The following is a 25,344-nucleotide window of genomic DNA, read 5'->3' as shown; positions in this document are numbered from 1 at the left end:
GCCGCGGTAACAAGAGGAACGGATATGTCCGGCATTCTCGTAGACGTAGGACGATGGCGCATGGGGCGGTAACGCTGGCCATATGGCTCCCATGCGCCCCCGGATCGAAAACCGGGGGCTTTTTGTTGCGCGATGACGGGGCAGTGGCCCGAACAAGGATGGATGACGATGACCAAGCAGATGAGCGGCGCAAGAATGGTGGTGCAGGCCCTGAAGGATCAGGGGGTCGAGGTCGTGTTCGGCTATCCCGGCGGGGCCGTGCTGCCGATCTATGACGAAATCTTTCAGCAGAATGATATCCGCCACATCCTCGTGCGCCACGAACAGGGCGCTGTCCACATGGCCGAAGGCTATGCCCGTTCGACCGGCAAGCCGGGCGTCGTGCTGGTCACCTCTGGCCCCGGTGCCACCAATGCCGTGACCGGCCTTGTCGACGCGCTGATGGATTCCATCCCTCTGGTGGTGCTGACGGGTCAGGTTCCCACCTTCATGATTGGCACCGACGGGTTCCAAGAGGCCGACACCGTCGGCATCACCCGCCCCTGCACGAAACATAACTGGCTGGTGAAAGACACGGCGAAGCTGTCGGAAACCATCCATCAGGCCTTCCATGTGGCCACCTCGGGCCGCCCCGGCCCGGTGCTGATCGACATCCCCAAGGATGTGCAATTCGCCACCGCCGAATACACGCCGCGCGAAAAGACCAAGGTGTCGCATTATCAGCCCCGCGTGCAGGGCGACACCGAGGCGATCACCCGCCTTGTGGAAATGATGGAAACCGCCGAACGCCCGATCCTCTACACCGGCGGCGGCGTCATCAATTCCGGCCCCAAGGCCAGCCAGTTGCTGCGCGAACTGACCGCCGCCACGGATTTCCCCGTCACCTCCACGCTGATGGGGCTGGGTGCCTATCCGGCCTCGGGCAAGAACTGGCTGGGGATGCTGGGGATGCATGGTCTTTATGAGGCCAACCTCGCCATGCATGGCTGCGATCTGATGATCAACGTTGGCGCCCGCTTCGACGACCGCATCACCGGCCGCGTCAAGGATTTCTCGCCCAATTCCCGCAAGGCCCACATCGACATCGACCCGTCCTCCATCAACAAGGTGATCCGCGTCGACGTGCCGATCCTTGGCGACATCACCCTTGTGCTGGAAGAGGTGCTCCGCATCTGGAAGGCGCGCGGCAGCAAGACCAACCGCGCAGGCCTCGACAAATGGTGGAAGCAGATCAACGAATGGCGGGCGGTGAACTGCCTGTCCTTCAAGAACAGCACAAAGGTCATCAAACCCCAGCACGCGCTCCAGCGGCTTGAGGCGCTGACCAAAGGCATGGATCGTTACATCACCACCGAAGTGGGCCAGCATCAGATGTGGGCCGCGCAATTCCTTGGCTTTGAAGATCCCAACCGCTGGATGACATCGGGTGGCCTTGGCACCATGGGCTATGGTCTGCCTGCCTCCATCGGCGTTCAGATCGCCCATCCCGACGCGCTCGTCATCAACGTTGCGGGCGAAGCATCCTGGCTGATGAACATGCAGGAAATGGGCACCGCGATCCAGTTCCGCGCCCCGGTCAAGCAGTTCATCCTGAACAACGAACGGCTCGGCATGGTGCGCCAGTGGCAGGAACTGCTGCACGGCGAACGCTATTCGCACAGCTGGAGCGAAAGCCTCCCCGATTTCGTGAAACTGGCCGAAGCATTCGGTTGCAAGGGCATCAAATGTTCTGATCCCGCCGATCTTGATGACGCGATCATGGACATGCTGCGCTATGACGGCCCGGTGATCTTTGATTGCCTCGTGGAAAAGCACGAAAACTGCTTCCCCATGATCCCGTCGGGCAAGCCGCATAACGAAATGCTGCTGGGCGAAGCCGATACCCAGGGCGTGATCGGTGCCAAGGGGGCGGTGCTGGTGTGAACCATCATCATACGGGCGATGTTCAGGGGACCAGTGTTACAGTGCCGGACCAACCGACATCGCCCGCACCCTCGACCGTATTCTGGAAGGCCGGGGATCCTGTCGAACAGCTGCAGGGGGCCGTCGTCTTTCTGGCGATGACGGCCTTTCGTCACTACACCGACGAGATCGCCGATGCCCTGCATGCGCGGGGCGCGTCCGTGCGCCTTGTCCACACCAGTGATGCGGTCAAGGCAACCGATGCGCTGCGGCAGGCACGTTGTCTGGTCACGTTTCATTCCTGTGTCACCTCCATCCTCGGCATCCTGAATGACCTGCGCGGAAAGGTTCCGACGCTCACCTTGCAGGACGGGATCATCGAATATCAGCATTCCAGCGTTGTTTTCGCCGATGGCACCGCGCGCTATCGGCCCCTGGCCAGCGACAGGATTGCCGTGTTTGGCGATGCGTCGGCCCGGATGCTGCGGGCCATGGGTGTTGCCCCGGATCGGATCCATGTCACGGGCAGTTCGCGCATCACCTTGGGCGATGCAGAACGCTTTCCGGGCACGGGCGACATCCTGATCGCAACGGCCAACAAGCCGGGGTATTCGCAGGCGCAGCTTGTGGCCTTCTATCGGCTGCTCGACCGCACCATGACAACGCTGGCGGCAAGCGGCCATCGGCTGCGCTTCCGCTTCGGGCGCGGTCTCAAACCGGATGGCCTTTGCGCGGTCGAACTTTTCGCCGACACGCTGGGACAAGACATGGTCGATCGTATCCGGTCCCTGCCCCAATCCACCGCAGCTCTGGAGCAGGACCTGCGCGAAAGCCGCGCCGTGATCACCACAGCATCGACGCTTTCAATCGAAGCGATGGCTCAGGGCCTGCCTGTCGCCCATCTCAGCTATGATGACGACACCGCTTTTCTGCATCCCGCCTGGCAGATCCGGCCCGACAGCGATGCCTCCGCCGTCCTGCAGTCCATGCTGGCACCGACGCCGCTGCAAAAGATGTATCAGCTCTCTGTTCTGCACGACAACCTTCGCCCCGGCCCCGCCACCGACCGCATCGCCGATCTGATCCTGGATGGTGCGCGATGAAGATTTACTTCGCCAATGATTGCCGGGCCTATCACGGCGGCAGCTGGGCCGTGTCCGAGGTGATCCGGTCCGAGATTGTCGCCGCAGGCCACAGCCTGCTTGTCGAAAGCGATCCCGCACGGATCGAGATCGACGCAATCAGCGAAGCCGACGCCATCATCGTGAACGGCGAAGGCACACTCCACCACAACAAATCCCGCCCGCGGCACCTGCTCGACATTCTGGCCGAAGGCCAGCGGCGCGGAAAATGGACCGCCTTGATCAATACATCCTGGCAGGACATGTCGACCGATCATGACGACGTGCTTCGCCGGCTTGACCATTTCACGGTCCGCGAAACGCTCAGCCTGCGGGAGCTTGACCAAAAGCACGGCGTCACCGCCACCTTGCTTCCTGACCTGAGCCTGCAATATCCGATAACGATCCCCGACCTTCCAAAGGATGATCGCACCCTGATCACCGATCTCTACGCGGCGGAGTTCGGGTGTTTCGTCATCCTGAACGGCGGCTCCAGATCAAAATTGCCGTTGCTCGACATGCGCAAACTGAACTGGTCGGACACGCTGGCCACTGTCAAACGCCATCCCGTTTTCGTGACAGGGCGCTTCCATGGCATGATGGCGGCCCTGCGTGCACGGACCCCCTTTGTCGCCTTTGGCGGCAATACGCACAAGATTGCGGGGGTCATGCATTGGGCAGGCCAGCCGCAACTGTGCTGCGATACCCCTTCCGCGCTTTTCACAGCGGCAGGCAAGGTAAAGCGGCTTGGCGAGCTTTACGAAAAACTCTTCGACTGGGCAGCCCAGCTTCCGAAATGGCGCCTGCCCGCGCTTTGACTCAACTCCGGAGATCACCGATGCCACCTCTGAACATAAGAAAAGGCTCAACCAGCCATTCCGCCTATGACCTGCGCGATCACAACAGCACCGTGATCGAAAGCCATACCCTCGCGGTCATCGTCGAAAACGAACCCGGCGTCCTCGCCCGCGTGATCGGCCTGTTTGCCGGGCGCGGCTACAACATCGACAGCCTCACCGTGGCCGAGGTGGATCACACCGGCCACCGGTCGCGCATCACCATCGTCACCTCGGGCACCCCCGCCGTGATCGACCAGATCGAGGCGCAGCTTGGCCGCATCGTTTCGGTCTATGAAGTACATGACCTTACGGCCGAAGGCCCCGCCGTGCAGCGCGAACTTGCGCTGTTCAAGGTGGCCGGCAAGGGCGAAGCCCGGATCGAGGCGCTGCGTCTGGCCGAAATCTTCCGCGCCAATGTGGTGGATTCCACGCTGGAAAGCTTCATTTTCGAAATGACGGGTACCCCCGAAAAGATCGACGCCTTCGCCGAGCTGATGCGCCCGCTGGGCCTGCGCGAAATCGCCCGCACGGGCGTTGCGGCCCTGTCGCGCGGGGCCTGACGCGATTTTTGACGCAAAAATCGCACCGGAATTTGACACAAATTCCGGTGCGGCTGCGCTGCAATCCCAACCTGATCGGAAGCCCCGTTTTGCCGTCAGGCAGCAGGTTTCTGCGCGCGAGTCCGTCGCGGAATTTGCGTCAAATTCCGCCCTCGCGTCACACCCCGCGAAACCGCGCCGGGCGTTTTTCCAGAAACGCCGCCACCCCTTCGCGGAAATCCGCGGTCGCCCCGGCCTCGCTCTGCAACCGCGCCTCCAGCGCCAGTTGCGCCTCCAGCCCGTTCGCCGGTGACGCCCGCAGCGCCTCTTTCACCAGCCGATAGGCGACTGTCGGCCCAGCCGCCAGCGCCCCGGCGCGCGCCGCCACATGGGCGGCAAAGGCCTCATCTGGCACCGCCTCCCAGATCATCCCCCAATCCACCGCCTGCCGCGCGGTGATCTTCTCGGCAAACAACGCCGCCCCCATCGCCCGCGCCATCCCCACCTGCCGCGGCAACCAATAGGTGCCGCCCGCATCCGGGATCAGCCCGATCCGCGTGAAAGCCTGAATGAAACTCGCGCTCTCGCAGGCGATGACCACATCACAGGCAAGCGCCAGATTGGCCCCCGCCCCCGCCGCCGCCCCATTGACTGCGGCAATCGTAGGCACCGGGCAATCATAGATCGCCTTTAGCAAGGGTTCATATTCCTCGGCCAGAATGCGGCCCAGATCGGTCTGCCCCAGCGCCATCGCATCCTGCAAATCCTGCCCGGAACAGAAGGCCCGCCCTGCCCCCGTCAGCACGATACAGCGCGCGCTAAGGGATGCCGCCCGGATCGCCGCCAGCAACTCCCCCCTCAGCCGCGAAGACAGCGCATTCATCACCTCGGCCCGGTTCAGGGTGATGGTCGCCACCCCGCCCGCCTCTGTCACGGTGATCGTCTCATAGCCCATGTCGCGCCTCCCTGTTGCCGCCAGCCTAACGGCGGCTCAGGGCAAAGCAAAAGCGCGACGGCGCGTCACTCTTTCATAATCTCGGCGACCCGCGCCGCTTCTTCGGCGTTCAGCCCCTCTGCCACCGCCGTTCCCCGCCGCCGGAAGGTGGCAAAGGCAATCCCCGCCCCGGCCAGCAGCATCACCGGCCCCGCGATCCACAACAGGATATTCGCCCCCGTCGCAGGCGGGTTCAGCAGCACATATTCCCCATAGCGGTCCACCAGAAAGGCCACCGCTTCGGCATCCGTGTCACCCGCCACCAGCCGCTCGCGCAGCAGGATGCGCAGGTCGCGCGCCAGTTGCGCATCGCTGTCATCAATGTTCTCGTTGCGGCACACCAGACAACGCAACCCCTTGGACAGCACCCGCGCCCGTGCCTCCAGCGCCGGATCGGCCAGCATCTCATCGGGCTGCACCGCCATCACCGGCGGCGCGGCCAGCAAGGCCAGCGCCAGCAGCGCGGGCTTCAGCACGCCAAACCAGCCGCCGCTCATTCCGCAGGCACCCCGGTTGCCGCAGGCGCACGCCGCGCCCCTGCCGCCACGCGATAGCGCCGGTCCGTCAGGCTCAGCACACCGCCCAGCGCCATCAGCAGACACCCTGCCCACAGCCAGTTGGCAAAGGGCTCGATATAGGACCGCACCGCCCAGCCGCCATTGTCCTGCGGATCGCCGATCACCAGATAGATATCGCGCAAAAAGCCATAGTCGATTGCTGCTTCGGTCGTGGGCATCCCGGCCACTGGATAGACGCGCTTCTCCGGGAACAGCGTCGTCACATCTGCGCCGTCCCGCGTCACCCGCATCTCGGCCATGGTGGATTGGTAATTCGGCCCCTCCACCTCGCGCACGTCGACCAGCGTCACCTCATAGGGGCCAAGGGCATAGCTGCCCCCCACCGGCACCACGCGGATATCCTCGGTCTTCCAGGCCAGCATGGCCGACACGGCAAAGATCGTGACACCCAGCCCGCCATGCGAAACCGCCTTGCCCCAATCAGCACGCGGCAACCGCGCCAGCCGCGAAAACCGCCCCGACAGCGCCCCGCGCCCCGTCCGCGTCCACAGATCAACCAGCGCGCCACCCAGCACCCAGACACCCAGGATCACGCCCACCGGCCCCAGTGCCGACCGCCCCGTCTGCATCGCCCAGACAAGCGCCCCCAGCGACACAGACAACAGCAGTACCGGCCACAGCGGCCGCATCGCGCGGCCCACATCGCCCCGCTTCCATGGCATCATCGCGCCAAAGGGCAGGATCATCGCCAACCCCACGACGAAGGGTGAAAAGGCCGCGTTGAAGAACGGCTCGCCCACGCTCAGCTTGCGGTCAAAGACCAGTTCCGCCACCAGCGGCCAGATCGTGCCGAAGAACACCACAAAGGCCGATACCGCCAGCAGGATGTTGTTGGCTACCAGCGCGCTTTCGCGGCTGACCATGCCGAACACCCCCTTCGCCTCCAGCGCGCCCGCCCGCGCCGCGAATAGTGTCAGCGCGCCGCCCATGAACACACCCAGGATCAGCAGGATGAACATCCCCCGCTCCGGATCATTCGCAAAGGCATGAACCGATGTGATCACCCCCGACCGCACGATGAACGTCCCGATCAGCGAAAACCCAAAGGCAAGGATCGCCAGCAGGATCGTCCAGGCCTTCAGGCTTTCCCGTTTCTCCACCACGATGGCCGAATGCAACAGCGCCGCCGCGATCAGCCAGGGCATGAAACTGGCATTCTCCACCGGGTCCCAGAACCAGAACCCGCCCCAGCCAAGCTCATAATAGGCCCACCAAGACCCCAGCGCGATCCCAATGGTCAAAAACACCCAGGCCGCCAGCGTCCAGGGACGCACCCAGCGCCCCCAGGCCGCATCCACCCGCCCCTCGATCAGCGCGGCAACAGCGAAACTGAACGACATCGAAAGCCCGACATATCCAAGATACAGGAACGGCGGATGGAACGCCAAACCCGGATCCTGCAACAGCGGGTTCAAATCCTGCCCATCGAGCGGCGGCACGGCCAGCCGCAGGAACGGGTTCGATGTCAGCAGCATGAACAGCAGGAACGCCACCCCGATCATCCCCTGCACCGCCAGCACCCGCGCCTTCAACTGCGGCGGCAGGTTCTGCCCGAACCACACCGCACAGGCCCCGAACAGCGCCAGGATCAGCACCCACAGAAGAAGCGACCCTTCATGGTTCCCCCAGACGCCCGAGATCTTGTAAAGCATGGGCTTTAGCGTGTGCGAATTGCCCACCACCAGCGCCAGCGAAAAATCCGACACCACAAAAGCATAGGTCAGCGCGGCAAAGGAAAAGCCGATCAGCAGGAACTGCGCCACCGCCGCCGGATCGCCCACCGCCATCCAGGCCGCATTGCGCCGCTGCGCCCCCACCAGAGGCACGATCGACTGGATCACCGCCACCGCCAGCGCCAGGATCAGCGCAAAATGCCCAAGCTCTACGATCACCGGCAGGCCTCCCCTATACTTTGGCGCAGACAATAGGCGCATTCCGCGCCCGCTCCAATGGCCTGCGCGCCCCTGACGCAGGCGCATACGCAGGTTTGATCAGTCGTGGACCCACCCTGCCGGAACCCGGCCAAGCCCCTCATCTTCTCTGCAGCAAATATCCTCTGGGGGTCCGGGGGGCGAAGCGCCCCCGGCGGCCAGCCCCGCGCGCTACCGCCGCCCCGCCTTGCGCGTCGACAACAACAGGTTCGTCTCCGACACCGTCACCCCTTCCATCGCCCGGATGCGGTGGATCGTCTCGTCCAATTCCAACAGCGTCTGCGTCCCCAACTCCACGATCACATCCCACCGCCCGTTGGTCGAATGCACCGCCTGCACCTGCGGCAGCCCCCCCAGCCGCGCCATGATCTTCTCGCCGCCGCGCCCCTCGATCCCGATCATCATCAGCCCGCGCACGGGCGATGGCGTCACATCCCCCCGCGTCAGAACGGTGAACCCCGCGATATCCCCCCGCGCCGTCAACCGCTCCATCCGCGCGCGCACCGTGGCCCGGCTCAGCCCCAGCCGTTCGGCCAGATCGGACAGCGCCGCCCGCCCGTCGCGCCGCAACTCGGCCACCAATCGCTGATCCGTTTCGTCCATCATGGCCAATTACCTCGCCGTTATGGTCAATACCTTGTCCGCTTTGACCATAACAACGCTGGATTCCACCGCAACCCGGAAAGACCCTGTGGGTCAAGGAGAGTCCCATGCCCAACACCATCCTCATCGGCGCACCCATCGACAGCGGCCAGCGCTACCCCGGCTGCCTGATGGGCCCCGCCGCCTATCGCGTCGCGGGCCTTGCCCCTTCCCTCCGCATGCTGGGTCACGGGGTCGAAGATTGGGGCGATGTCGCCCTCCCCGATCTGGAGCCGGTCACCTGCGCCAACCCCGCCGTTCACTCGTTGGCTGAAACGCTGGGCTGGACACAGATCCTCGCTGACCGCGTCGATGACGCGCTGTCACAGGGCGGCCTGCCCATCATCCTGGGCGGCGATCATTCCCTCGCGCTCGGCACCGTCTCCGGTGCTGCGGCCTTTGCCAAACGGCAGGACCGCCCCCTGTTCCTGCTCTGGCTCGATGCCCATTCCGATTTCCACACGCCGATGACCACCACCTCGGGCAACCTGCATGGCACACCCGTGGCCTATATCGCCGGGCGCGACGGGTTTGACGCCTTCCCCCCCTTCCCCGCCCCTATCCCGCCGCAGAACATCTGCCTTTACGGCATCCGCTCGGTGGACCCGGCCGAACATGCTGCGCTGCTCACCCATGACATCGCGATCAACGACATGCGCGTGCTGGATGAACAGGGCATCGTCGCCCCGCTGCGCGCCTTCCTCGACCGCGTCCGCATGGCGGGGGGGATGCTGCATGTCTCGCTCGACGTGGATTTCCTCGACCCCTCCATCGCCCCGGCCGTCGGCACCACGGTCCCCGGTGGCACCACCTTCCGCGAGGCGCATCTCGTGATGGAACTGCTGCACGAATCCGCCCTCGTCACCTCGCTCGACCTTGTGGAACTCAATCCCTTCCTCGATGAACGTGGCCGCACCGCGCGGTTGATGGTCGATCTCGTCGCCTCCCTCATGGGCCGCAAGGTGTTCGACCGCCCGACCAGGGGGCACATGTGATGCTGAACCTCGTTCCCTTCGTCTCGGTCGACCGGATGATGAAACTCGTCCACCATATCGGGATCGACCGTGTGCTGACCGACCTCGCCACCGCGATCGAGGCGGATTTCCTGCGCTGGGGCCAGTTTGACAAAACCCCCCGCATCGCCTCCCATTCCGATGTGGGGGTGATCGAACTCATGCCCACCTCGGATGGCGAAACCTACGGGTTCAAATACGTCAACGGTCACCCGTCCAACATGAAGCGGGGGCTGCAAACCGTCACCGCCTTCGGCCTGCTGGCCGATGTGGAAACCGGCTATCCGGTGCTGCTTTCGGAAATGACCATCCTCACTGCCCTGCGGACTGCCGCCACCAGCGCGATGGCCGCCAAATGGCTGGCCCCGCGCGGGGCCACGACCATGGCGCTCATCGGCAACGGCGCGCAGGCCGAATTTCAGGCGCTGGCCTTCAAGGCGGTCTGCGGGATCACCGAAGTGCGCCTTTACGACATAGATCCTGCCGCCACCCTGAAATGCGCCCGCAACCTCGAAGGGCGCGGCCTCACCGTCACCGCCTGCCGCACCGCGGAAGAGGCGATCCTTGGCGCACAGATCATCACCACTGTAACCGCCGACAAGACCAACGCCACCATCCTGACCGACAACATGATAGGCTCCGGCGTCCATATCAACGGCGTCGGCGGCGATTGTCCCGGCAAGACGGAACTGCACCGCGATATCCTCGCCCGCTCGTCCATCTTCGTCGAATACCCGCCCCAGACGCGGGTAGAGGGTGAAATTCAGCAACTCGCCCCCGACCACCCGGTCACCGAACTCTGGCAGGTCATCGCAGGCCAGACACAGGGTCGCACCCATGCGACCCAAGTCACCCTGTTCGACTCTGTCGGCTTCGCGATCGAGGATTTCTCGGCCCTGAACTACATCCGCTCCAAACTGGCAGAGACAGGCCTCTACGAAGACCTCGACATGATCGCCGACCCCGACGATCCGCGCGACCTGTTCGGCATGCTCCTGCGCGCCGCCTGACACACCCCGAAAAAGCGGCCAAGCCGCTTCATCTTGGCAAAAATACCCTGGGGTCCGGGGCAACGCCCCGGGGGGTGCCTTCCCGCGCACCCTTGCCGGATCATCTACACGCCGCTCGCTGCGTGCATACGCCCGTCTGCACAGCCGTCTGCACCACACGCTGAACGCCGATTTCAGTGCAAACGGAACTCGCCCACCACGTTGCGCCACTCGCCGGGGCTGATCAGCTTGCGATGGGTGAACCGCACCGAATGCAGCGGCCCCTCGATCTGCTCATGCCAGAACTCGATGAAGCGGAACAATTCCGGGTAATCCGGGGCCAGATCATAGGTCTGCCAGACGAAGGTATTGAGAACATTGCGATAATCCGGCATCCGATAGTAGAATTCCGCCGTCGTCAGGCCATATCCCTTCAGCATCAACTCGGTCTCGCTGCGGTCACGGTTCAGGCTCATGCGCACCTCCAAGTTATTCCCCCAGTAAAATGCTGTACCGATTCGGATTTTCCGGCAATGATTTCAATATGTTGTCACTCTCCCGCCGTGGCTGCCAAAACCCAGGCCCTTCCTGCATTGCACCCCAGATACGGGATGGTGTAAGGTCCACGCCAACAAGATGTAGCATGCCCACAGGAAGGCTCAGGTCCACGTGAACGACACGCCCGAAACCCCTGAAAACACCGAAGATTCCGCGCCAAAGTCCACCTGGACAGGCCAGCAGCGGTCGATCACCGAAGAGATGAAGACCGCCTATCTCGATTACGCCATGAGCGTGATCGTCTCCCGCGCGATCCCCGATCTGCGCGACGGTCTGAAACCGGTTCACCGCCGCATCCTGTTCGCGATGCAGGAATCCGGCAACACCCATGACAAATCCTATCGCAAATCCGCCCGCCCGGTCGGCGACACGATGGGGAAATACCACCCCCATGGCGATAGCGCGATTTACGATGCACTCGTCCGCATGGCACAGCCCTTTTCCATGTCGCTCAAGCTCTTGGATGGGCAGGGAAATTTCGGGTCCATGGACGGCGACGCCGCCGCGGCCATGCGCTACACCGAAGTGCGGATGGACAAACCCGCCGCCTTCCTTCTGGCCGATATCGACAAGGATACCGTCGATTTTCAGGACAACTACGATGGCAAGGACCGTGAACCCACCGTCCTTCCCGCCCGTTTCCCGAACATGCTGGTCAATGGCGCAGGCGGCATCGCTGTCGGCATGGCGACCAACATCCCGCCCCACAACTTGGGCGAGGTGATTGATGGCACGCTGGCCCTGATCGACAATCCCGACCTGTCGACAGAGGCGTTGATGGACATCATCCCCGCCCCCGATTTCCCCACGGGCGCGGTGATCCTCGGCCGGTCCGGCGCGCGCAAGGCATATCTGGAAGGGCGCGGCAGCGTCATCATCCGGGCCAAGACGCGGGTTGAAGAAATCCGCAAGGACCGTTTCGCCATCATCATCGACGAGGTTCCCTATCAGGTGAACAAGGCGCGGATGATTGAAATCATTGCCGAAATGGTCCGCGACAAGAAAATCGAAGGCATCTCCAACGTCGCCGATGAATCCGACCGGATCGGTGTGCGCGTGGTCATCGAACTCAAACGCGACGCAACGCCCGATGTGGTGCTGAACCAGCTTTACCGTTTCACGCCGATGCAAACCTCGTTCGGTTGCAACATGCTGGCGCTGAACGGTGGTCGCCCCGAACAACTCACCCTGCGCGATTTCCTCACGCATTTCATCACCTTCCGCGAAGAGGTCGTCGCCCGCCGCACGGCGTTCGAACTGCGCAAGGCCCGCGAACGCAGCCATATCCTCTGCGGTCTGGCCGTCGCTGTCTCGAACGTCGATGAGGTGGTCCGCACCATCCGCGCCAGCGCCGACGCCGCCGAGGCGCGCGAAAAGCTGATGACGCGCCGCTGGCCCGCCCATGACATCGCCGATTACATCCGCCTGATCGACGATCCTTCGCATACGATCAACGAAGACGGCACCTATAACCTGTCCGAGGCGCAGGCCCGCGCCATCCTTGATCTGCGCCTGCAACGCCTCACCGCGCTTGGCGTCAAGGAAGTCACGGACGAGTTGGAAGAACTGGCCGCCAAGATCAAGGATTACCTTGATATCCTGTCCTCGCGCGACCGGATCATGGGCATCATTTCCGATGAACTGCGCGAGGTTAAGGCCCTCTTCGCCGTCCCCCGCCGGACCGAAATTCAGGACTGGTCCGGCGATATGGAGGATGAAGACCTTATCGAGCGCGAGGATATGGTCGTCACCATCACCTCGGGCGGCTATATCAAGCGCACGCCGTTGGTGGAATTCCGGTCCCAGAACCGGGGCGGCAAAGGCCTTTCGTCGATGCAGACGAAAGAAGATGACGTCGTCACCACCCTGTTTGTCGCCAACACCCACACGCCGCTTTTGTTCTTCACCACCGACGGCATGGTCTACAAGATGAAGACATGGCGCCTGCCGCTGGCGGGCCGCACCGCCAAGGGCAAGGCCATCGTCAACATCCTTCCCATCGCCACCGGTGTCTCCATCGCGGCCCTGATGCCTGTCGATGTGCCGGAAGAAGAATGGGAAAACCTGCAAATCGTCTTTGCCACCTCTGATGGCGATGTGCGCCAGAACGACCTGTCCGATTTCACCAATGTCAAACGCAATGGCAAGATCGCGATGAACCTGCCTGACGGCGTGTTCCTTGTGAACGCAGCGATTGCCGATGAAAACGATGACGTGATGCTGGTCACCGCTGGCGGCCGCGCCATCCGCTTCCCCACCACAGATATCCGCGTGTTCAAATCGCGCGGGTCCACCGGGGTGCGCGGCATCCGTCTGGGTGAAAGCGATACCGTCGTCTCCATGGCCATCATCCGCCATTTCGACGCCACGCCCGAAGAACGCGAAGCCTATTTGAAACAGCGTCGCCTGATGGCCGGCGCGGTTGAAGATGAGGGCGAGGCCGATGAAGACGAAGAGACCGTTGCCGCTGGCCAGTTGTCTCCCGAACGCTATGCCGAAATGTCCGCCGCCGAAGACCTGATCCTGACGATCACCTCGGGTGGGTCGGGCAAGCTGTCCTCCTCCCATGGCTATCCGATCCGGGGCCGCGGCGGCATGGGCGTCAAGGCGATGGATGGCGCGATGCGCGGCGGCAAGCTCGTGGCATCGTTCCCGGTGGAAATGTCCGATCAGATCATGCTCGCAACCTCCACGGGCCAATCCATCCGCGTGCCGGTCGACCAGATCAGCTTCCGCTCCCGTTCGGCCGGTGGCGTAAAGGTGTTCAACGTGGGCACGGATGAAGAGGTCGTCTCCGTCGCCCGCGTCGCCGAACAGGGCGATGATGACGCTTGAGGAACGGCTGGCAGCCCTTGCTGCCAGCGGTGACACCATAACCTACGGTGCGCTGGCCCGCGATCTGGGCTGGCGCGTTGCGGAACTGACTGCCGCCCTTGAGCGGCTGATGGAAACAGACGCTGCCACCGGCGCACCCCAGCGCGCAGCCCTGCTGGAAGCCCGCCTCGCGAACGGGCAACCCGCCCCGGGTTTTTTCCTGAAGCTGGCCGAACTGGGCATCGTGCCCGATGATCCTGCCGCCTTCATCGCCGAGACCCGCGCCCGCCTGCGCCGCTGACCTGTGCATGGGCGCACAAACACCTTGCATCCAGCCCTATTTGGCGCGCCGGAAAGCTGGGCTATGCCTGCGCCAATCGGTCGCTCCTGAACAAAGGTCGCGCGCCGGGATATTCGGTACACAGGGACAGGAACCCAAACGATGCAAGCACTTAACACTTTTGGCCCGCTGGTGGGCCGCGTACTGATCGGCCTTCTTTTCCTGCTCGCAGGTCTGGGCAAGCTGGGCGATGTCGCTGGCTTCTCCGGCTATCTCGCCTCGGGCGGCCTGCCCGCCTTCCTCGCCTGGCCTGCGGTGATCTTTGAACTCGCCGTCGGCGCACTGCTGATCGTGGGCTACCAGACCCGCATCGTCGCATTGGCCACCGCCGCCTTCTGCGTGGTCGCAGGCCTGCTCTACCACTTCGCCCCGGCAGACCAGATGCAAATGGCCATGTTCCTCAAGAACCTTGCCATCGCGGGCGGTCTTCTGATGTTCGCCATCCACGGCCCCGGTCGCTACGCCGTCGACAAGGCATAATGCCCTTTCACCCCCGGCCCTGTGCCGGGGGAACGACCTTCCCCTCTCCCCCACCTCGGGGGCGAGGGCTTGGAAAAGGGGCGCCCACCGCCGACACCCTTTCCAACCGCGCCATTTGCGCCTAAATCCACCCCATGACAGACACACTCCACATCATCGGCGGTGGCATGGCCGGGGCCGAAGCCGCCTGGCAAGCCGCCCAGCAGGGCATTCGCGTGGTCATCCACGAAATGCGCCCCCATGTCGGCACATTCGCCCATCGCACCGGCAGCCTGGCCGAGATGGTCTGTTCCAATTCCTTCCGTTCCGATGATGACGAACGCAATGCCGTTGGCCTGCTCCATTGGGAAATGGGCGCGGCTGGCGGCATCATCATGGAAACCGCCCGCGCCCACCGCCTGCCCGCAGGCGGTGCCTTGGCCGTGGACCGCGATCCCTTTGCCGAGGCCGTCACCGCCCGCCTGCACGCCCATCCCCTGATCACGGTCGAGCCGGGCGAGATCACCGAACTGCCCAGCACCGGCCATTGGATCATCGCCACCGGCCCGCTCACCTCTGCCACTTTGGCCAACAGCATCCGCGCGGCCACCGGGGCCGACAGCCTCGCCTTCTTCGATGCCATCGCCCCCATCGTCTATGCAGAATCCGTCGACATGTCGGTCGCCTGGATGCAGTCGCGTTATGACAAGGGCGAAACCGCCGAAGAACAGACCGCCTATATGAACTGCCCGATGGACAAGGCGCAGTATGAGGCCTTTATCGACGCCCTGCTTGCCGCCGACAAAACCGAATTCCACGAAGGCGAGACGGCAGGTTACTTTGACGGCTGCCTGCCGATCGAGGTGATGGCCGAACGCGGGCGCGAAACCCTCCGCTTCGGCCCGATGAAACCCGTGGGGCTGACAAACCCGCACCGCCCCGACGTGAAACCCTATGCCGTGGTACAGCTGCGCCGCGACAACAAGCTGGGCACGCTCTACAACATCGTGGGCTTCCAGACGAAGATGAAATACGGCGCGCAAACCGCTGTTTTCAAAATGATTCCCGGTCTGCATGAGGCATCTTTCGCGCGACTTGGCGGCATCCATCGCAACACCTTCATCAACTCACCCACCCTGCTGGATGATCAGATGCGCCTGAAGTCCCGCCCCAACCTGCGCTTTGCCGGGCAGGTCACGGGCGTGGAAGGCTATGTCGAATCCGCCGCCATGGGCCTGCTCGCTGGCCGCATGGCCGCCGCCGAGCTTCAGGGCCGCCACCTGCCTCCGCCCCCGCCCGATACCGCCATGGGCGCGCTGATCACCCACATCACCGGCGGCGCGGATGCCAAGACCTTCCAGCCGATGAATGTGAATTTCGGCCTTTTCCCTCCGATTGATGCCAAGGGCGGGCGCAAAGGCCGCAAAGACCGCTACAAGGCCTATACCGACCGCGCCAAGGACAGCTTCACTCGCTGGCTCGCGGATCAGACAGCCATGGAACACCAACCCGCCGCCGAATGATGCTGCGCACCCGCTTTGCCCCTTCGCCCACCGGGCCGCTGCATCTGGGCCATGCCTATTCCGCCCTTCTCGCGCATGACATGGCCCGCGCTGCAAACGGTGCCTTCTTGCTGCGGATGGAGGATACCGATCTGGACCGCTGCCGCCCGGAATGGGAGGCGCAGATCGCAGATGATCTCATTTGGCTCGGCCTCACCTGGGATGGCCCGATCCACCGCCAATCCGACAAGATCGCACAATACAACGCCCGCCTTAAACCGCTGGCGGAACGTGGCCTTCTCTACCCCTGCTCCTGCACCCGAGCCGACATTCGCGCCGCGCTGTCGGCCCCACAGGAAGGGGTGGCCTTCCAAGTCTATCCCGGCACTTGCCGCCACCGCAGCATGGAAAGCCGCCAACCGGGCGATGCCCTGCGCCTGAACCTCGCAACGGCATTTGACGCGCTTTCAGGCGAACCGCTCACCTTCACGGATACCAGCCCTGCCCATCAAGGCACCCATCAGATCGACCAAAAAACCGCCCTCGCCCTGATCGGCGACGTGGTTTTGTCCCGCAAAGGAGAGGATATCGTCGCCTATTTCCTCGCCTCCGCCTTCGATGACGCTGACCAAGGCATCACCCATGTGATCCGGGGCGAAGATCTGTTCGATTTCACCCCGGTGCAGGTGATCCTGCAGCGCCTCCTCGGCCTGCCCACCCCCACCTACCACCACCATCGCCTGATCCGGGACGAGAACGGCAAGCGCCTCGCCAAACGCGACGACGCCCGCGCCATCACGAAATACCGGGCCGAAGGCGCCAAGCCGCAAGACATCCGCCGCATGGTCGGCCTCTAGCCCCCGCCGCGGCTCTCTTCTCTGTTGAAATATCCTCAGGGGGTGAATTGGCGCGGCACGCGCCAAGAGGGGGCGCGAGCGCCCCCTTCCTTCCGTCACTCCATCGGCTCCGTCAGCACCACCTCTGCCCCGTCCCGCACCGCCGTGTAAAAGCACGACCGCCGGTTCGTGTGGCAGGCGGGCCCCGTCTGATCCACCTGCACCAGCAGACAATCCCGGTCGCAATCCACCCGCAACTCTACCAGCCGCTGCACATGGCCCGATGTTTCGCCCTTCACCCAGAACGCCGCCCGCGACCGGCTCCAATAGGTCACCCGCCCGGTTTCCAGCGTCTGCCCCACGGCATCGGCATTCATCCAGGCCATCATCAACACCTCGCCCGTCGCATGATCCTGCGCAATACAGGGGATCAGGCCATTGGCATCATACTTTAGGCTTGCGGCATCAAAGCTCACGGGCCTTCTCCTTGGCAGAGGCGGTGGACGGGTCTATCTAAGGGATGCAACGCCGGAGGAAAAGGCATGAGCGACAGCGATCTGGTCAAGCTCTATTCGGGCCGCATCCTCGAATTGGCGGCGGATATCCCGCATCACGGCCGCCTGCCCGCCCCCGAAGGGACCGCCCGCAAACGCTCACCGCTTTGCGGATCGACCGTGACCGTGGATCTGACGATGGCGGGCGACCGCATTGCCAGCTACGGCCAGGACGTCAAGGCCTGTGCCCTGGGTCAGGCCTCGGCCTCGGTCACGGGCCGCGTGCTGATCGGTTGCACCCGTGAACAGGTGGCGCAGGCCCGCACAGAGTTGGAAGCGATGCTCAAACGCGGTGGCCCGGTGCCGCACGCCCCGTTTGACGGGCTCGAGGTGCTTTTGCCCGCCCGCGACTATGCCAATCGCCATGCCTCAATCCTGCTGGCGCTGGATGCGACGCTGGACGCGATGGATCAGGCCGCCAAGGCCAGCGCGGCGGGCTGACGCTTTTCCCCAAGAATGAAAAAACCGCCGCACGTCTTGCGACGGCGGCGGCAGTGGCGTTTCGTTCCGGTGGCGAATGGCAGGGCTGTCATCCGCGTGCCGCTTGGGGACAGGCACGGCCGGGAAACGGAGCGCAGGCAGAAAACGTCAGGCCGTGCCGAACAGGTGCAGGCAGGCAAAAAGCAGGGTGAACAACGACACGACACCAATCGTGTCTTCCACCAACGTGGCGCGCGAACGGGCCAGAATATCCTTGATTTCGGTCAACATCGTCACCTCCATGCTTCGTTGCTCATTTGTTCTCATATTCCGGCGGGCCTGTAAAGAACTTTTTAAGAACATTTGAGATCATAGGGGGAACACGCCCACCCTCAGACGTGCTGGAAGTGTGGCAGGGCCGTAAGTTCGGCAAGCCGATTTCGGGGAAGAAGGCCCTTATCCGACCGAAATCAACCGGATCGCCCGGTCCTGATCCAGCAGCCAAAGCAGCAGCCGCGCCGCGCGCCCACGCGGGGTGCTCAGGTCCGGGTCATCGGCCAACAGCCGCCGCGCATCCGTCTGTGCAATCGCCATCAGCGCGCCCTGCCGTTCCAGATCGGCCACGCGGAACCGGGGCAACCCCGATTGCGCGGTGCCGATCAGATCGCCCGCCCCGCGCATCGCCAGATCCTCTTCGGCGATGCGGAACCCGTCCTCGGTGTCGCGCAGCACCTTCAGCCGCCGCTCGCCGCCCTCGCTCAACGGTGCCTGATACATCAGAAGGCAGGTCGATGCCGCCGCCCCGCGTCCCACCCGCCCGCGCAGCTGGTGCAACTGTGCCAGACCGAAACTCTCGGCCCGTTCGATCACCATGATGCTGGCATTGGGCACGTTCACCCCCACCTCGATCACCGTGGTCGCCACCAGAACCTTGGTCACCCCCGACACGAAGCGCGCCATGGCGGCATCCTTTTCGGCGGGGGGCATCTGACCATGCACCATGCCCACCACATCGCCAAAGGCCGCGCGCAGATGCTGAAACCGCGCCTCGGCGCTGGCGTAATCCAGCACCTCAGAATCCTCGACCAGCGGGCACACCCAATAGGCCTGCCGCCCCTCGGCCACGGCTTGCGCCAGATGCGCCACCACCTCATCCATCCGCGCCGTGCTCACCAGCGCCGTGCGGATGGGCTTTCGCCCCGGCGGCTTTTCATCCAGCACCGAGACATCCATGTCGCCATAACTCGCCAGCGCCAGCGACCGGGGGATCGGTGTCGCCGTCATCACCAGCGTGTCGGTGGCCACACCCTTGGCCCCCAGTTCCATCCGCTGCGCCACGCCAAAGCGGTGCTGTTCGTCCACAATGGCCAGCCGCAGATCGTGAAAGGCCACATCCTTCTGGAACACCGCATGGGTGCCCACCAGAATGCCGATCCGCCCCTCGGCCAGATCGCGCATCTTGGCGACACGCTCCCCCCCCTTGTCGCGCCCGGTCAGCAATTCCAGGCGCACCCCTGCCGCCGCAGCCAGCGGCGCCAGCCCCTCATGGTGCTGCCGCGCCAATATCTCCGTCGGGGCCATCAGCGCGCCCTGCCCCCCGGCCTCGACCGCGATCAGCAGCGCCATGAAGGCCACCAGCGTTTTCCCCGCCCCCACATCGCCCTGCAACAGCCGGTTCATCCGCAGCGGCGCTTCCATATCCAGCGCAATCTCGCGCAGCGCGCGGGTCTGCGCGCCCGTGGGCGCATAGGGCAGGCTTGCCAACACCTGCGCCTGCAATACCCCCGTCCCCACTGTGGGCAGCCCCTTTTGCCGCCGCAGCGTCGCCCGTGCCAAGGCCAGCGTCAGCTGATGCGCCAGCAGTTCATCATAGGCCAGCCGCTGCCGCGCCGGATGGGTGGCGGCCAGATCCGCCGCCCCCTGCGGCCCATGCGCCGCCAGCAGCGCCGCGCGCCAACCGGGCCAGCCCTCGCGCGCCAGAAGCGGACCGTCGATCCATTCCCCCAGATCCGGCGCACGGGCCAACGCCCCCGCAACAGCCTTGGCCACCAGCTTCTGCGTCACCCCCGCTGTCAGTGGATAGACCGGCTCAAATGCCGGCAACTCCCCCGCTTCCTCTACCCGCAGCACATGGTCGGGATGCACCATCTGGGCGATCCCGTCGAACAGTTCCAGCTTGCCCGAAATCAGCCGCCTCTGCCCCGTGGGCAGCAGCTTTGTTAGGTACTCTGCGCGCGCGTGAAAGAAGATCAGCATGAATTCCAGCGCTGCATCGCGCACCATCACGCGGTAGGGCTTGCCCTTGGTCCGCGGCGGGAAATGCGCGCCCACCTCCACCTCCACCGTCACGGTGCAAGGGGCCACCACATCGCGCACGCTGGCTTTGCGCGCGCGGTCCACCCCGGAATGCGGCAGCAGATACAGCAGGTCCTTGGGCCGCTGCACCCCCAGCCCTTCAAAGGCGCGGGCAGTCTTTTCGCCCACGCCCTCCAGCGTTTCCAACCCCGCGAACAGCGGAAACAGTTCGGGCGGGCGGCTCATGCGTCCCCGATCAGGGCAAGCCACCCATCCTCGTCGATCATCTTCACGCCAAGCCGTTCGGCATCCTTGGCCTTCGACCCCGCGCCTGGCCCGGCCACCAGCAGATCGGTCTTGGCGCTGACCGATCCCGCCACCTTGGCGCCAAGGGCCTCGGCCCGCGCCTTGGCCTCGGCCCGGGTCATCTTCTCCAGCGATCCGGTGAACACCACCGTCAGCCCCGCCACGGGCGAGGCCGTCGCCCGCGCCTCGGGCGGCAACACCTCCAGATGCGCGACCAGCCGCGCGATCGACGCCCGCTCCTCCGGGTTGGCCAGCGTGTCCGACAGCGACAGCGCCAGCACCGGCCCGATCCCATCGCCGGTGATCAACTCCTGCCAGGCAACCTGCGCGTCCCCCGGAACGGCAAGCATGGCGGCCGCACGGTCCCGCGCCTCCTTGGCGCGCACGCGCCGCCCTTCCGCAAGGGCAGCCTGCCGTTCCACCGCTTCCGCCTCATCCGCTGCGCGATGGGCCAGCGCGGCCGGACGCGCCAGATCGACCGCCGCCGCAAGCGCATCCCAGCTTTGATAATGCCGCGCCAGATCCTGCGCCGCGACCTCGCCCACATGGCGCATCCCCAGCGCAAAGATCAGCCGCGCCAGCGCAATGCGCCGCCGCTCGTCAATCGCGGCCCAAAGATTGGTCACCGATCTGTCGCCAAACCCGTCACGATTCTTCAGCTTCTGCAACGGGTTGGCGGCATCTCTTGCGGCAAGGGTAAAGATGTCCGCAGGCTCGCGCACGGGCAGGATGTCATCGGCAAAGAACATCTCAATCTGCTTGCGCCCCAGACCTTCGATGTCGAACGCCGAACGACCCACGAAATGCACCAGCCGCTCCACCGCCTGCGCCGGGCAGATCAGGCCCCCGGTGCAGCGGCGCACGGAATCCCCCTCTTCCCGCACGGCGGGCGATCCGCAATCCGGGCAAACCGCAGGGAAGCTATAGGGCACCGCCCCCGCAGGCCGCTGCGCCAGATCGACATCTGCAATCTTCGGGATCACATCCCCGGCGCGGTAAACCTGCACCCAATCGCCCACGCGGATATCCTTGCCGCCCCGGATCACCTCGCCCCGCGAATCCCGCCCGGCGATGTAATCCTCGTTGTGCAACGTGGCGTTGGATACGACCACGCCCCCCACCGTGACCGGCGTCAGCCGCGCCACGGGCGACAGCGCCCCGGTGCGGCCCACCTGAATGTCGATGGCCTCCAGCCGCGTCCAGGCCAGTTCGGCCGGGAATTTATGCGCAATCGCCCAACGCGGCGTGGTCGATCGGAACCCAAGCCGCGCCTGCAACGCAAGGTCATCCACCTTGTAGACCACCCCGTCAATGTCATAGCCCAAGGTCGCCCGCTGCGCCTCAATCTTGCGGTAGTGGACCAGCATCTCCTCTGGCCCTGCGCAAAGAACGGTCAGCGGATTTGTCTGAAACCCCAATGTCTTAAGCCGTTCAATTGCACCAAATTGCGAACCCGCCAAAGGTGCCGACAGCGCCCCCCAGGCATAGGCAAAGAACCGCAGGGGCCGCGCCGCCGTGATCGTGGCATCCAACTGCCGCAGCGACCCCGCCGCTGCGTTGCGCGGATTGGCAAAGATCTTGTCGCCCTTCGCCGCCTGCCGCGCGTTCAGCGCGGCAAAATCGGCATGCGACATGTATACCTCGCCCCGCACCTCCAAAACGGCTGGTGCATCGCTCAGCGTTTGCGGGATATCGGCAATCGTGCGGGCATTGTCGGTGACATTCTCGCCCACCTCGCCATCGCCGCGCGTGGCGGCCTGTACCAGCCGACCGCCCTCATAGCGCAGGCTCAGCGACAGGCCGTCGATCTTCGGCTCCGCCGTATAGGCGATGCCTGACCCAGCCCCCGGCCCGGCGCCCAGAAAGCTGCGCACCCGCGCGTCGAATTCGACCACATCATCCGTCTCGAACGCGTTCTCCAGCGACAGCATCCGCACCTCATGGCGGATCTTGCCGAACCCGTCCGCCACTGCCGCGCCCACCTGATCTGACGGGCTGTCGCCCCGCTTCAGATGGGGAAACCGCTCCTCAACCTCGGCATTGCGGCGCTTGAGCGCGTCATATTCCGCGTCCGAAATCTCGGGCGCGTCCAGCCTGTGATAGGCCTCATTCGCCGCTGCAATTGCACTGGCCAGCCGCGCCAGTTCCTGCCGTGCCTCGGCCTCGCTCAATTGCCCGACATCCATTTCCGCCGCCATGACAGCCCCCGTGATCGCCCCCAAAGGTTTAGGGGGCGACCACAGGACAGTCCAGCCTCAGCCGTTCAGCTTGCCGCCGCGATGGACACGCGGCGATGCGCCACTTCCGGCACAGGATCGCGCATCACATAGCCGCGCCCCCAGACGGTTTCGATGTAATTGTCACCCCCCGTCGCCTCGGCCAGCTTCTTGCGCAGCTTGCAGATGAAGACGTCGATGATCTTCAGTTCCGGCTCATCCATCCCGCCGTACAGATGGTTGAGGAACATTTCCTTGGTCAGCGTCGTGCCTTTGCGCAGGGAAAGGAGTTCCAGAATCTGATACTCCTTTCCCGTCAGATGCACGCTCTTGCCCCCCACATCGACCGATTTCGCATCCAGATTCACATTCACCTGACCGGTGCGGATGATGGATTGCGAATGCCCCTTGGACCGGCGGATGATCGCGTGAATCCGCGCGATCAATTCCTCACGATGGAAGGGTTTGGTCATGTAGTCATCCGCGCCAAAGCCAAAGCCGCGGATCTTGTTATCCGTGTCGTCGGACCCGGACAGGATCAGGATCGGTGTCTCGATCCTTGCAAGGCGCAGCTGGCGCAGAACCTCATGCCCGCTCATGTCAGGAAGGTTCAGGTCCAGCAGGATCAGGTCATAATCGTAAAGTTTCGCCAGATCGATCCCGTCTTCGCCCAGATCGGTGCAATAGACGTTCAGATTGGCATGTGTCAGCATCAACTCGATGCTCCGCGACGTCGCGGGATCGTCTTCAACCAGAAGTACTCGCATTTTACACTCCGTAAGGTCGCATAAGAACGACTTTGCAGACCACTCATTAAACAAATATTACTATGCCAGCATTTGAAAGAAAGACAACTTAAAATTGACGATATTGCTGGATCTTCGTCACCCGAAGGGCAGCCTCACCATGGCTGCGGATGGCGGTTTCCCACAGACCGAACTCCTCATCCGTCAGGTCATATCGTTCCAGTGCCTCATCCCGGGCCAGCAATCCATGGGCAACCGCCTGCACCACCACCGCCTTGCGCCGCGCCACCCAACGGCGGGTGTCGGCGGGCGGCAGATCGGCCCGGGTCAGGATGGTTCCATCCGGCAGCGTCACATGGCGCGGGCCAGAAACACGCTTGATATACATGGCAAGCCTCCTTTGTTTAGCCCGCACTATCGCGCCAGTTCCTTAATCCTTGCTGAACGCCCGCCGAGGCGCAGGCCCTTGTGGCCCGGCCCCCTTTTCCTGTAATGCAACGGCTTCCCGCCCTCGAAAGCTAGTCCGATGCCGCTTGATCAACCGCTCAATTCCCTGGGCCTGCCCAAGGCCCCCGCCGACACCCGCGTGGTTGTCGCCATGTCGGGTGGCGTCGATTCCTCGGTCGTGGCCGCGATGCTGGCGGAAGAGGGCTATGATGTCGTGGGGGTCACCCTGCAGTTGTACGATCACGGCGCGGCGCTGGCCAAAAAGGGGGCCTGTTGCGCGGGACGCGATATCCACGATGCCCGCCGCGTGGCCGAAACCATGGGCTTTCCGCATTACGTGCTCGATTATGAAAACACCTTCCGCGAGGCGGTCATCGAAGAATTCGCCGATGCCTATCTGGCGGGTGCCACCCCTGTTCCCTGCATCCGCTGCAACGAACGGGTAAAGTTCAAGGATCTGCTGGCCACCGCCAAGGATCTGGATGCCGACTGCATGGCAACAGGCCATTACATCCAACGCATGATGGGCGCGCGCGGGCCGGAACTTCACATGGCCACCGATCCGAACCGCGATCAAAGCTATTTCCTCTTTTCCACCACGTCGGAACAACTCTCCTACCTGCGCTTCCCGCTTGGCCATCTGGCCTCCAAGGCGGAAACGCGCGCGCTTGCCGCCCGTTACGGCCTGCCCGTCGCCGACAAGCCCGACAGCCAGGACATTTGCTTTGTCCCCAACGGCAACTACGCCGCCGTGATTGAAAAACTGCGCCCCGGCGCGGCTGATCCGGGCGAGATTGTCGATCTGGCCGGCAACATCCTGGGCCAGCATCGCGGCGTGATCCACTACACGATCGGCCAACGCAAGGGGCTGGGCATCGGCGGACTGGAAGACCCGCTTTATGTGGTCCGGCTTGATCCCGTCAGCCGCCGCGTGATCGTCGGCCCGAAAGAGGCGCTGTCCACCCGCACCATCCCGCTGCGCGAAATCAACTGGCTGGGCGATGCGCCCCTGACCAGCCGCCCGGAATGGCACCTGAACGTCAAGGTCCGCTCGACCCGCCCACCGCGCCCGGCGGTGATCCGGCCCCTGTCCGAGACGGAGGCCGAGGTGGAATTGCTGGCCCCCGAAGACGGCGTCAGCCCGGGCCAGGCCTGCGTCTTCTACGCACCCGAAGGCACCCGCGTCTTTGGCGGCGGCTGGATCTGGAAAGGCCGCCAGGCCTGAAACTTTTCACTGAAAAGTTTCAAGCCGTACCGCACCGGAATTTTTCCTGAAAAATTCTGGTGTTGTTTGCGCCAAGAT

Annotated in this window: 24 protein-coding genes; 13 read left to right on the top strand and 11 right to left on the bottom strand. The window is 64.0% G+C overall.

Features of this window, described 5'->3' with window-relative positions; genetic code table 11:
* Positions 1 to 168: 168 nt before the first annotated feature.
* The 4 genes from RSE12_11050 to ilvN are packed head-to-tail and all read left to right on the top strand — an operon-like array spanning position 169 to position 4,422.
* Positions 169 to 1,923, top strand: a complete 1,755-nt coding sequence (locus RSE12_11050) for an acetolactate synthase 3 large subunit (GenBank protein WRH60944.1) — start codon at positions 169 to 171, stop codon at positions 1,921 to 1,923.
* The gene (locus tag RSE12_11045; GenBank protein WRH60943.1) at positions 1,920 to 3,005 is read left to right on the top strand and encodes a hypothetical protein; all 1,086 of its coding nucleotides are present in this window, start codon (positions 1,920 to 1,922) and stop codon (positions 3,003 to 3,005) included. Before RSE12_11050 ends, RSE12_11045 begins: the two co-directional genes overlap by 4 nt.
* Entirely contained in the window at positions 3,002 to 3,841 is an 840-nt protein-coding gene (locus RSE12_11040; protein ID WRH60942.1) for a polysaccharide pyruvyl transferase family protein, read from the top strand. The genes RSE12_11045 and RSE12_11040 overlap by 4 nt, the downstream gene beginning before the upstream one ends.
* 20 nt (positions 3,842 to 3,861) lie before the next feature.
* Positions 3,862 to 4,422, top strand: a complete 561-nt coding sequence (gene ilvN, locus RSE12_11035) for an acetolactate synthase small subunit (protein WRH60941.1) — start codon at positions 3,862 to 3,864, stop codon at positions 4,420 to 4,422.
* Between the two features lie 157 nt (positions 4,423 to 4,579).
* Here the strand turns inward: ilvN and RSE12_11030 are convergent, their stop codons facing one another.
* From RSE12_11030 to RSE12_11015, 4 genes are all read right to left on the bottom strand, one after another.
* Positions 4,580 to 5,356 (bottom strand): enoyl-CoA hydratase-related protein, encoded by a 777-nt coding sequence (locus tag RSE12_11030; GenBank protein WRH60940.1) that lies wholly within the window; start codon positions 5,354 to 5,356, stop codon positions 4,580 to 4,582.
* A gap of 65 nt (positions 5,357 to 5,421) precedes the next feature.
* Entirely contained in the window at positions 5,422 to 5,868 is a 447-nt protein-coding gene (locus RSE12_11025; GenBank protein WRH64795.1) for a cytochrome c-type biogenesis protein, read from the bottom strand.
* Positions 5,869 to 5,888: 20 nt separating this feature from the next.
* Entirely contained in the window at positions 5,889 to 7,865 is a 1,977-nt protein-coding gene (locus RSE12_11020) for a heme lyase CcmF/NrfE family subunit (protein ID WRH60939.1), read from the bottom strand.
* A gap of 210 nt (positions 7,866 to 8,075) precedes the next feature.
* Positions 8,076 to 8,507: an Lrp/AsnC family transcriptional regulator gene (locus RSE12_11015; protein WRH64794.1), complete on the bottom strand. Its 432-nt coding sequence runs from the start codon at positions 8,505 to 8,507 to the stop codon at positions 8,076 to 8,078.
* 107 nt (positions 8,508 to 8,614) lie between these two features.
* Here RSE12_11015 and rocF point away from each other — a divergent pair, with 107 nt between their 5' ends.
* Together rocF and RSE12_11005 are read left to right on the top strand one after the other, a co-directional pair.
* Positions 8,615 to 9,541, top strand: coding sequence for an arginase (gene rocF, locus RSE12_11010; GenBank protein ID WRH60938.1), 927 nt, complete (start codon positions 8,615 to 8,617; stop codon positions 9,539 to 9,541).
* Complete coding sequence (locus RSE12_11005) at positions 9,541 to 10,569, top strand: ornithine cyclodeaminase (protein WRH60937.1); 1,029 nt, start codon at positions 9,541 to 9,543, stop codon at positions 10,567 to 10,569. Before rocF ends, RSE12_11005 begins: the two co-directional genes overlap by 1 nt.
* Positions 10,570 to 10,742: 173 nt before the next feature.
* On the opposite strand, the gene RSE12_11000 is transcribed toward RSE12_11005, so the two are convergent.
* Positions 10,743 to 11,024 (bottom strand): usg protein, encoded by a 282-nt coding sequence (locus tag RSE12_11000; protein WRH60936.1) that lies wholly within the window; start codon positions 11,022 to 11,024, stop codon positions 10,743 to 10,745.
* Positions 11,025 to 11,307: 283 nt separating this feature from the next.
* Between RSE12_11000 and gyrA the strand changes: the two genes are divergently transcribed.
* The 5 genes from gyrA to gluQRS all read left to right on the top strand — a co-directional run bounded on the left by gyrA (position 11,308) and on the right by gluQRS (position 17,078).
* Positions 11,308 to 13,941 carry a DNA gyrase subunit A gene (gene gyrA / locus RSE12_10995; GenBank protein WRH64793.1) on the top strand — a complete coding sequence of 878 codons (2,634 nt, stop codon included), beginning with the start codon at positions 11,308 to 11,310 and terminating at the stop codon, positions 13,939 to 13,941.
* Positions 13,928 to 14,221, top strand: coding sequence for a hypothetical protein (locus tag RSE12_10990; protein WRH60935.1), 294 nt, complete (start codon positions 13,928 to 13,930; stop codon positions 14,219 to 14,221). Before gyrA ends, RSE12_10990 begins: the two co-directional genes overlap by 14 nt.
* 141 nt (positions 14,222 to 14,362) lie before the next feature.
* The gene (locus tag RSE12_10985; protein ID WRH60934.1) at positions 14,363 to 14,740 is read left to right on the top strand and encodes a DoxX family protein; all 378 of its coding nucleotides are present in this window, start codon (positions 14,363 to 14,365) and stop codon (positions 14,738 to 14,740) included.
* Positions 14,741 to 14,874: 134 nt separating this feature from the next.
* The gene (gene trmFO, locus RSE12_10980; GenBank protein WRH60933.1) at positions 14,875 to 16,242 is read left to right on the top strand and encodes a methylenetetrahydrofolate--tRNA-(uracil(54)-C(5))-methyltransferase (FADH(2)-oxidizing) TrmFO; all 1,368 of its coding nucleotides are present in this window, start codon (positions 14,875 to 14,877) and stop codon (positions 16,240 to 16,242) included.
* On the top strand, positions 16,239 to 17,078 hold the full coding sequence (gluQRS, locus tag RSE12_10975) for a tRNA glutamyl-Q(34) synthetase GluQRS (GenBank protein WRH60932.1): 840 nt from the start codon (positions 16,239 to 16,241) through the stop codon (positions 17,076 to 17,078). The genes trmFO and gluQRS overlap by 4 nt, the downstream gene beginning before the upstream one ends.
* Positions 17,079 to 17,173: 95 nt before the next feature.
* Here gluQRS and hisI read toward each other — a convergent pair whose 3' ends face one another.
* A complete protein-coding gene (gene hisI, locus RSE12_10970; GenBank protein WRH60931.1) occupies positions 17,174 to 17,533 on the bottom strand; it encodes a phosphoribosyl-AMP cyclohydrolase in 360 nt (119 codons plus the stop codon).
* 66 nt (positions 17,534 to 17,599) lie between these two features.
* On the opposite strand from hisI, the gene RSE12_10965 reads away from it, so the two are divergent.
* Positions 17,600 to 18,052, top strand: coding sequence for an iron-sulfur cluster assembly scaffold protein (locus tag RSE12_10965; GenBank protein WRH60930.1), 453 nt, complete (start codon positions 17,600 to 17,602; stop codon positions 18,050 to 18,052).
* Positions 18,053 to 18,199: 147 nt separating this feature from the next.
* Here RSE12_10965 and RSE12_10960 read toward each other — a convergent pair whose 3' ends face one another.
* From RSE12_10960 to RSE12_10940, 5 genes are all read right to left on the bottom strand, one after another.
* On the bottom strand, positions 18,200 to 18,334 hold the full coding sequence (locus RSE12_10960; protein WRH60929.1) for a hypothetical protein: 135 nt from the start codon (positions 18,332 to 18,334) through the stop codon (positions 18,200 to 18,202).
* A gap of 153 nt (positions 18,335 to 18,487) precedes the next feature.
* A complete protein-coding gene (gene recG, locus RSE12_10955; protein WRH60928.1) occupies positions 18,488 to 20,572 on the bottom strand; it encodes an ATP-dependent DNA helicase RecG in 2,085 nt (694 codons plus the stop codon).
* Positions 20,569 to 22,830 carry an NAD-dependent DNA ligase LigA gene (gene ligA / locus RSE12_10950; GenBank protein ID WRH60927.1) on the bottom strand — a complete coding sequence of 754 codons (2,262 nt, stop codon included), beginning with the start codon at positions 22,828 to 22,830 and terminating at the stop codon, positions 20,569 to 20,571. The genes recG and ligA overlap by 4 nt, the downstream gene beginning before the upstream one ends.
* Positions 22,831 to 22,895: 65 nt before the next feature.
* Positions 22,896 to 23,615, bottom strand: coding sequence for a response regulator transcription factor (locus RSE12_10945; GenBank protein WRH60926.1), 720 nt, complete (start codon positions 23,613 to 23,615; stop codon positions 22,896 to 22,898).
* Between the two features lie 88 nt (positions 23,616 to 23,703).
* Positions 23,704 to 23,982, bottom strand: coding sequence for a DUF1153 domain-containing protein (locus RSE12_10940; protein WRH60925.1), 279 nt, complete (start codon positions 23,980 to 23,982; stop codon positions 23,704 to 23,706).
* A gap of 138 nt (positions 23,983 to 24,120) precedes the next feature.
* Here RSE12_10940 and mnmA point away from each other — a divergent pair, with 138 nt between their 5' ends.
* Positions 24,121 to 25,266 (top strand): tRNA 2-thiouridine(34) synthase MnmA, encoded by a 1,146-nt coding sequence (mnmA, locus tag RSE12_10935; GenBank protein ID WRH60924.1) that lies wholly within the window; start codon positions 24,121 to 24,123, stop codon positions 25,264 to 25,266.
* The last annotated feature ends 78 nt before the right edge of the window (positions 25,267 to 25,344 follow it).

Origin of the sequence: Fuscovulum sp., from assembly GCA_035192965.1 — a bacterium.
Taxonomy (GTDB): domain Bacteria; phylum Pseudomonadota; class Alphaproteobacteria; order Rhodobacterales; family Rhodobacteraceae; genus Paragemmobacter.
This window is presented reverse-complemented; position numbering and strand designations above follow the sequence as displayed.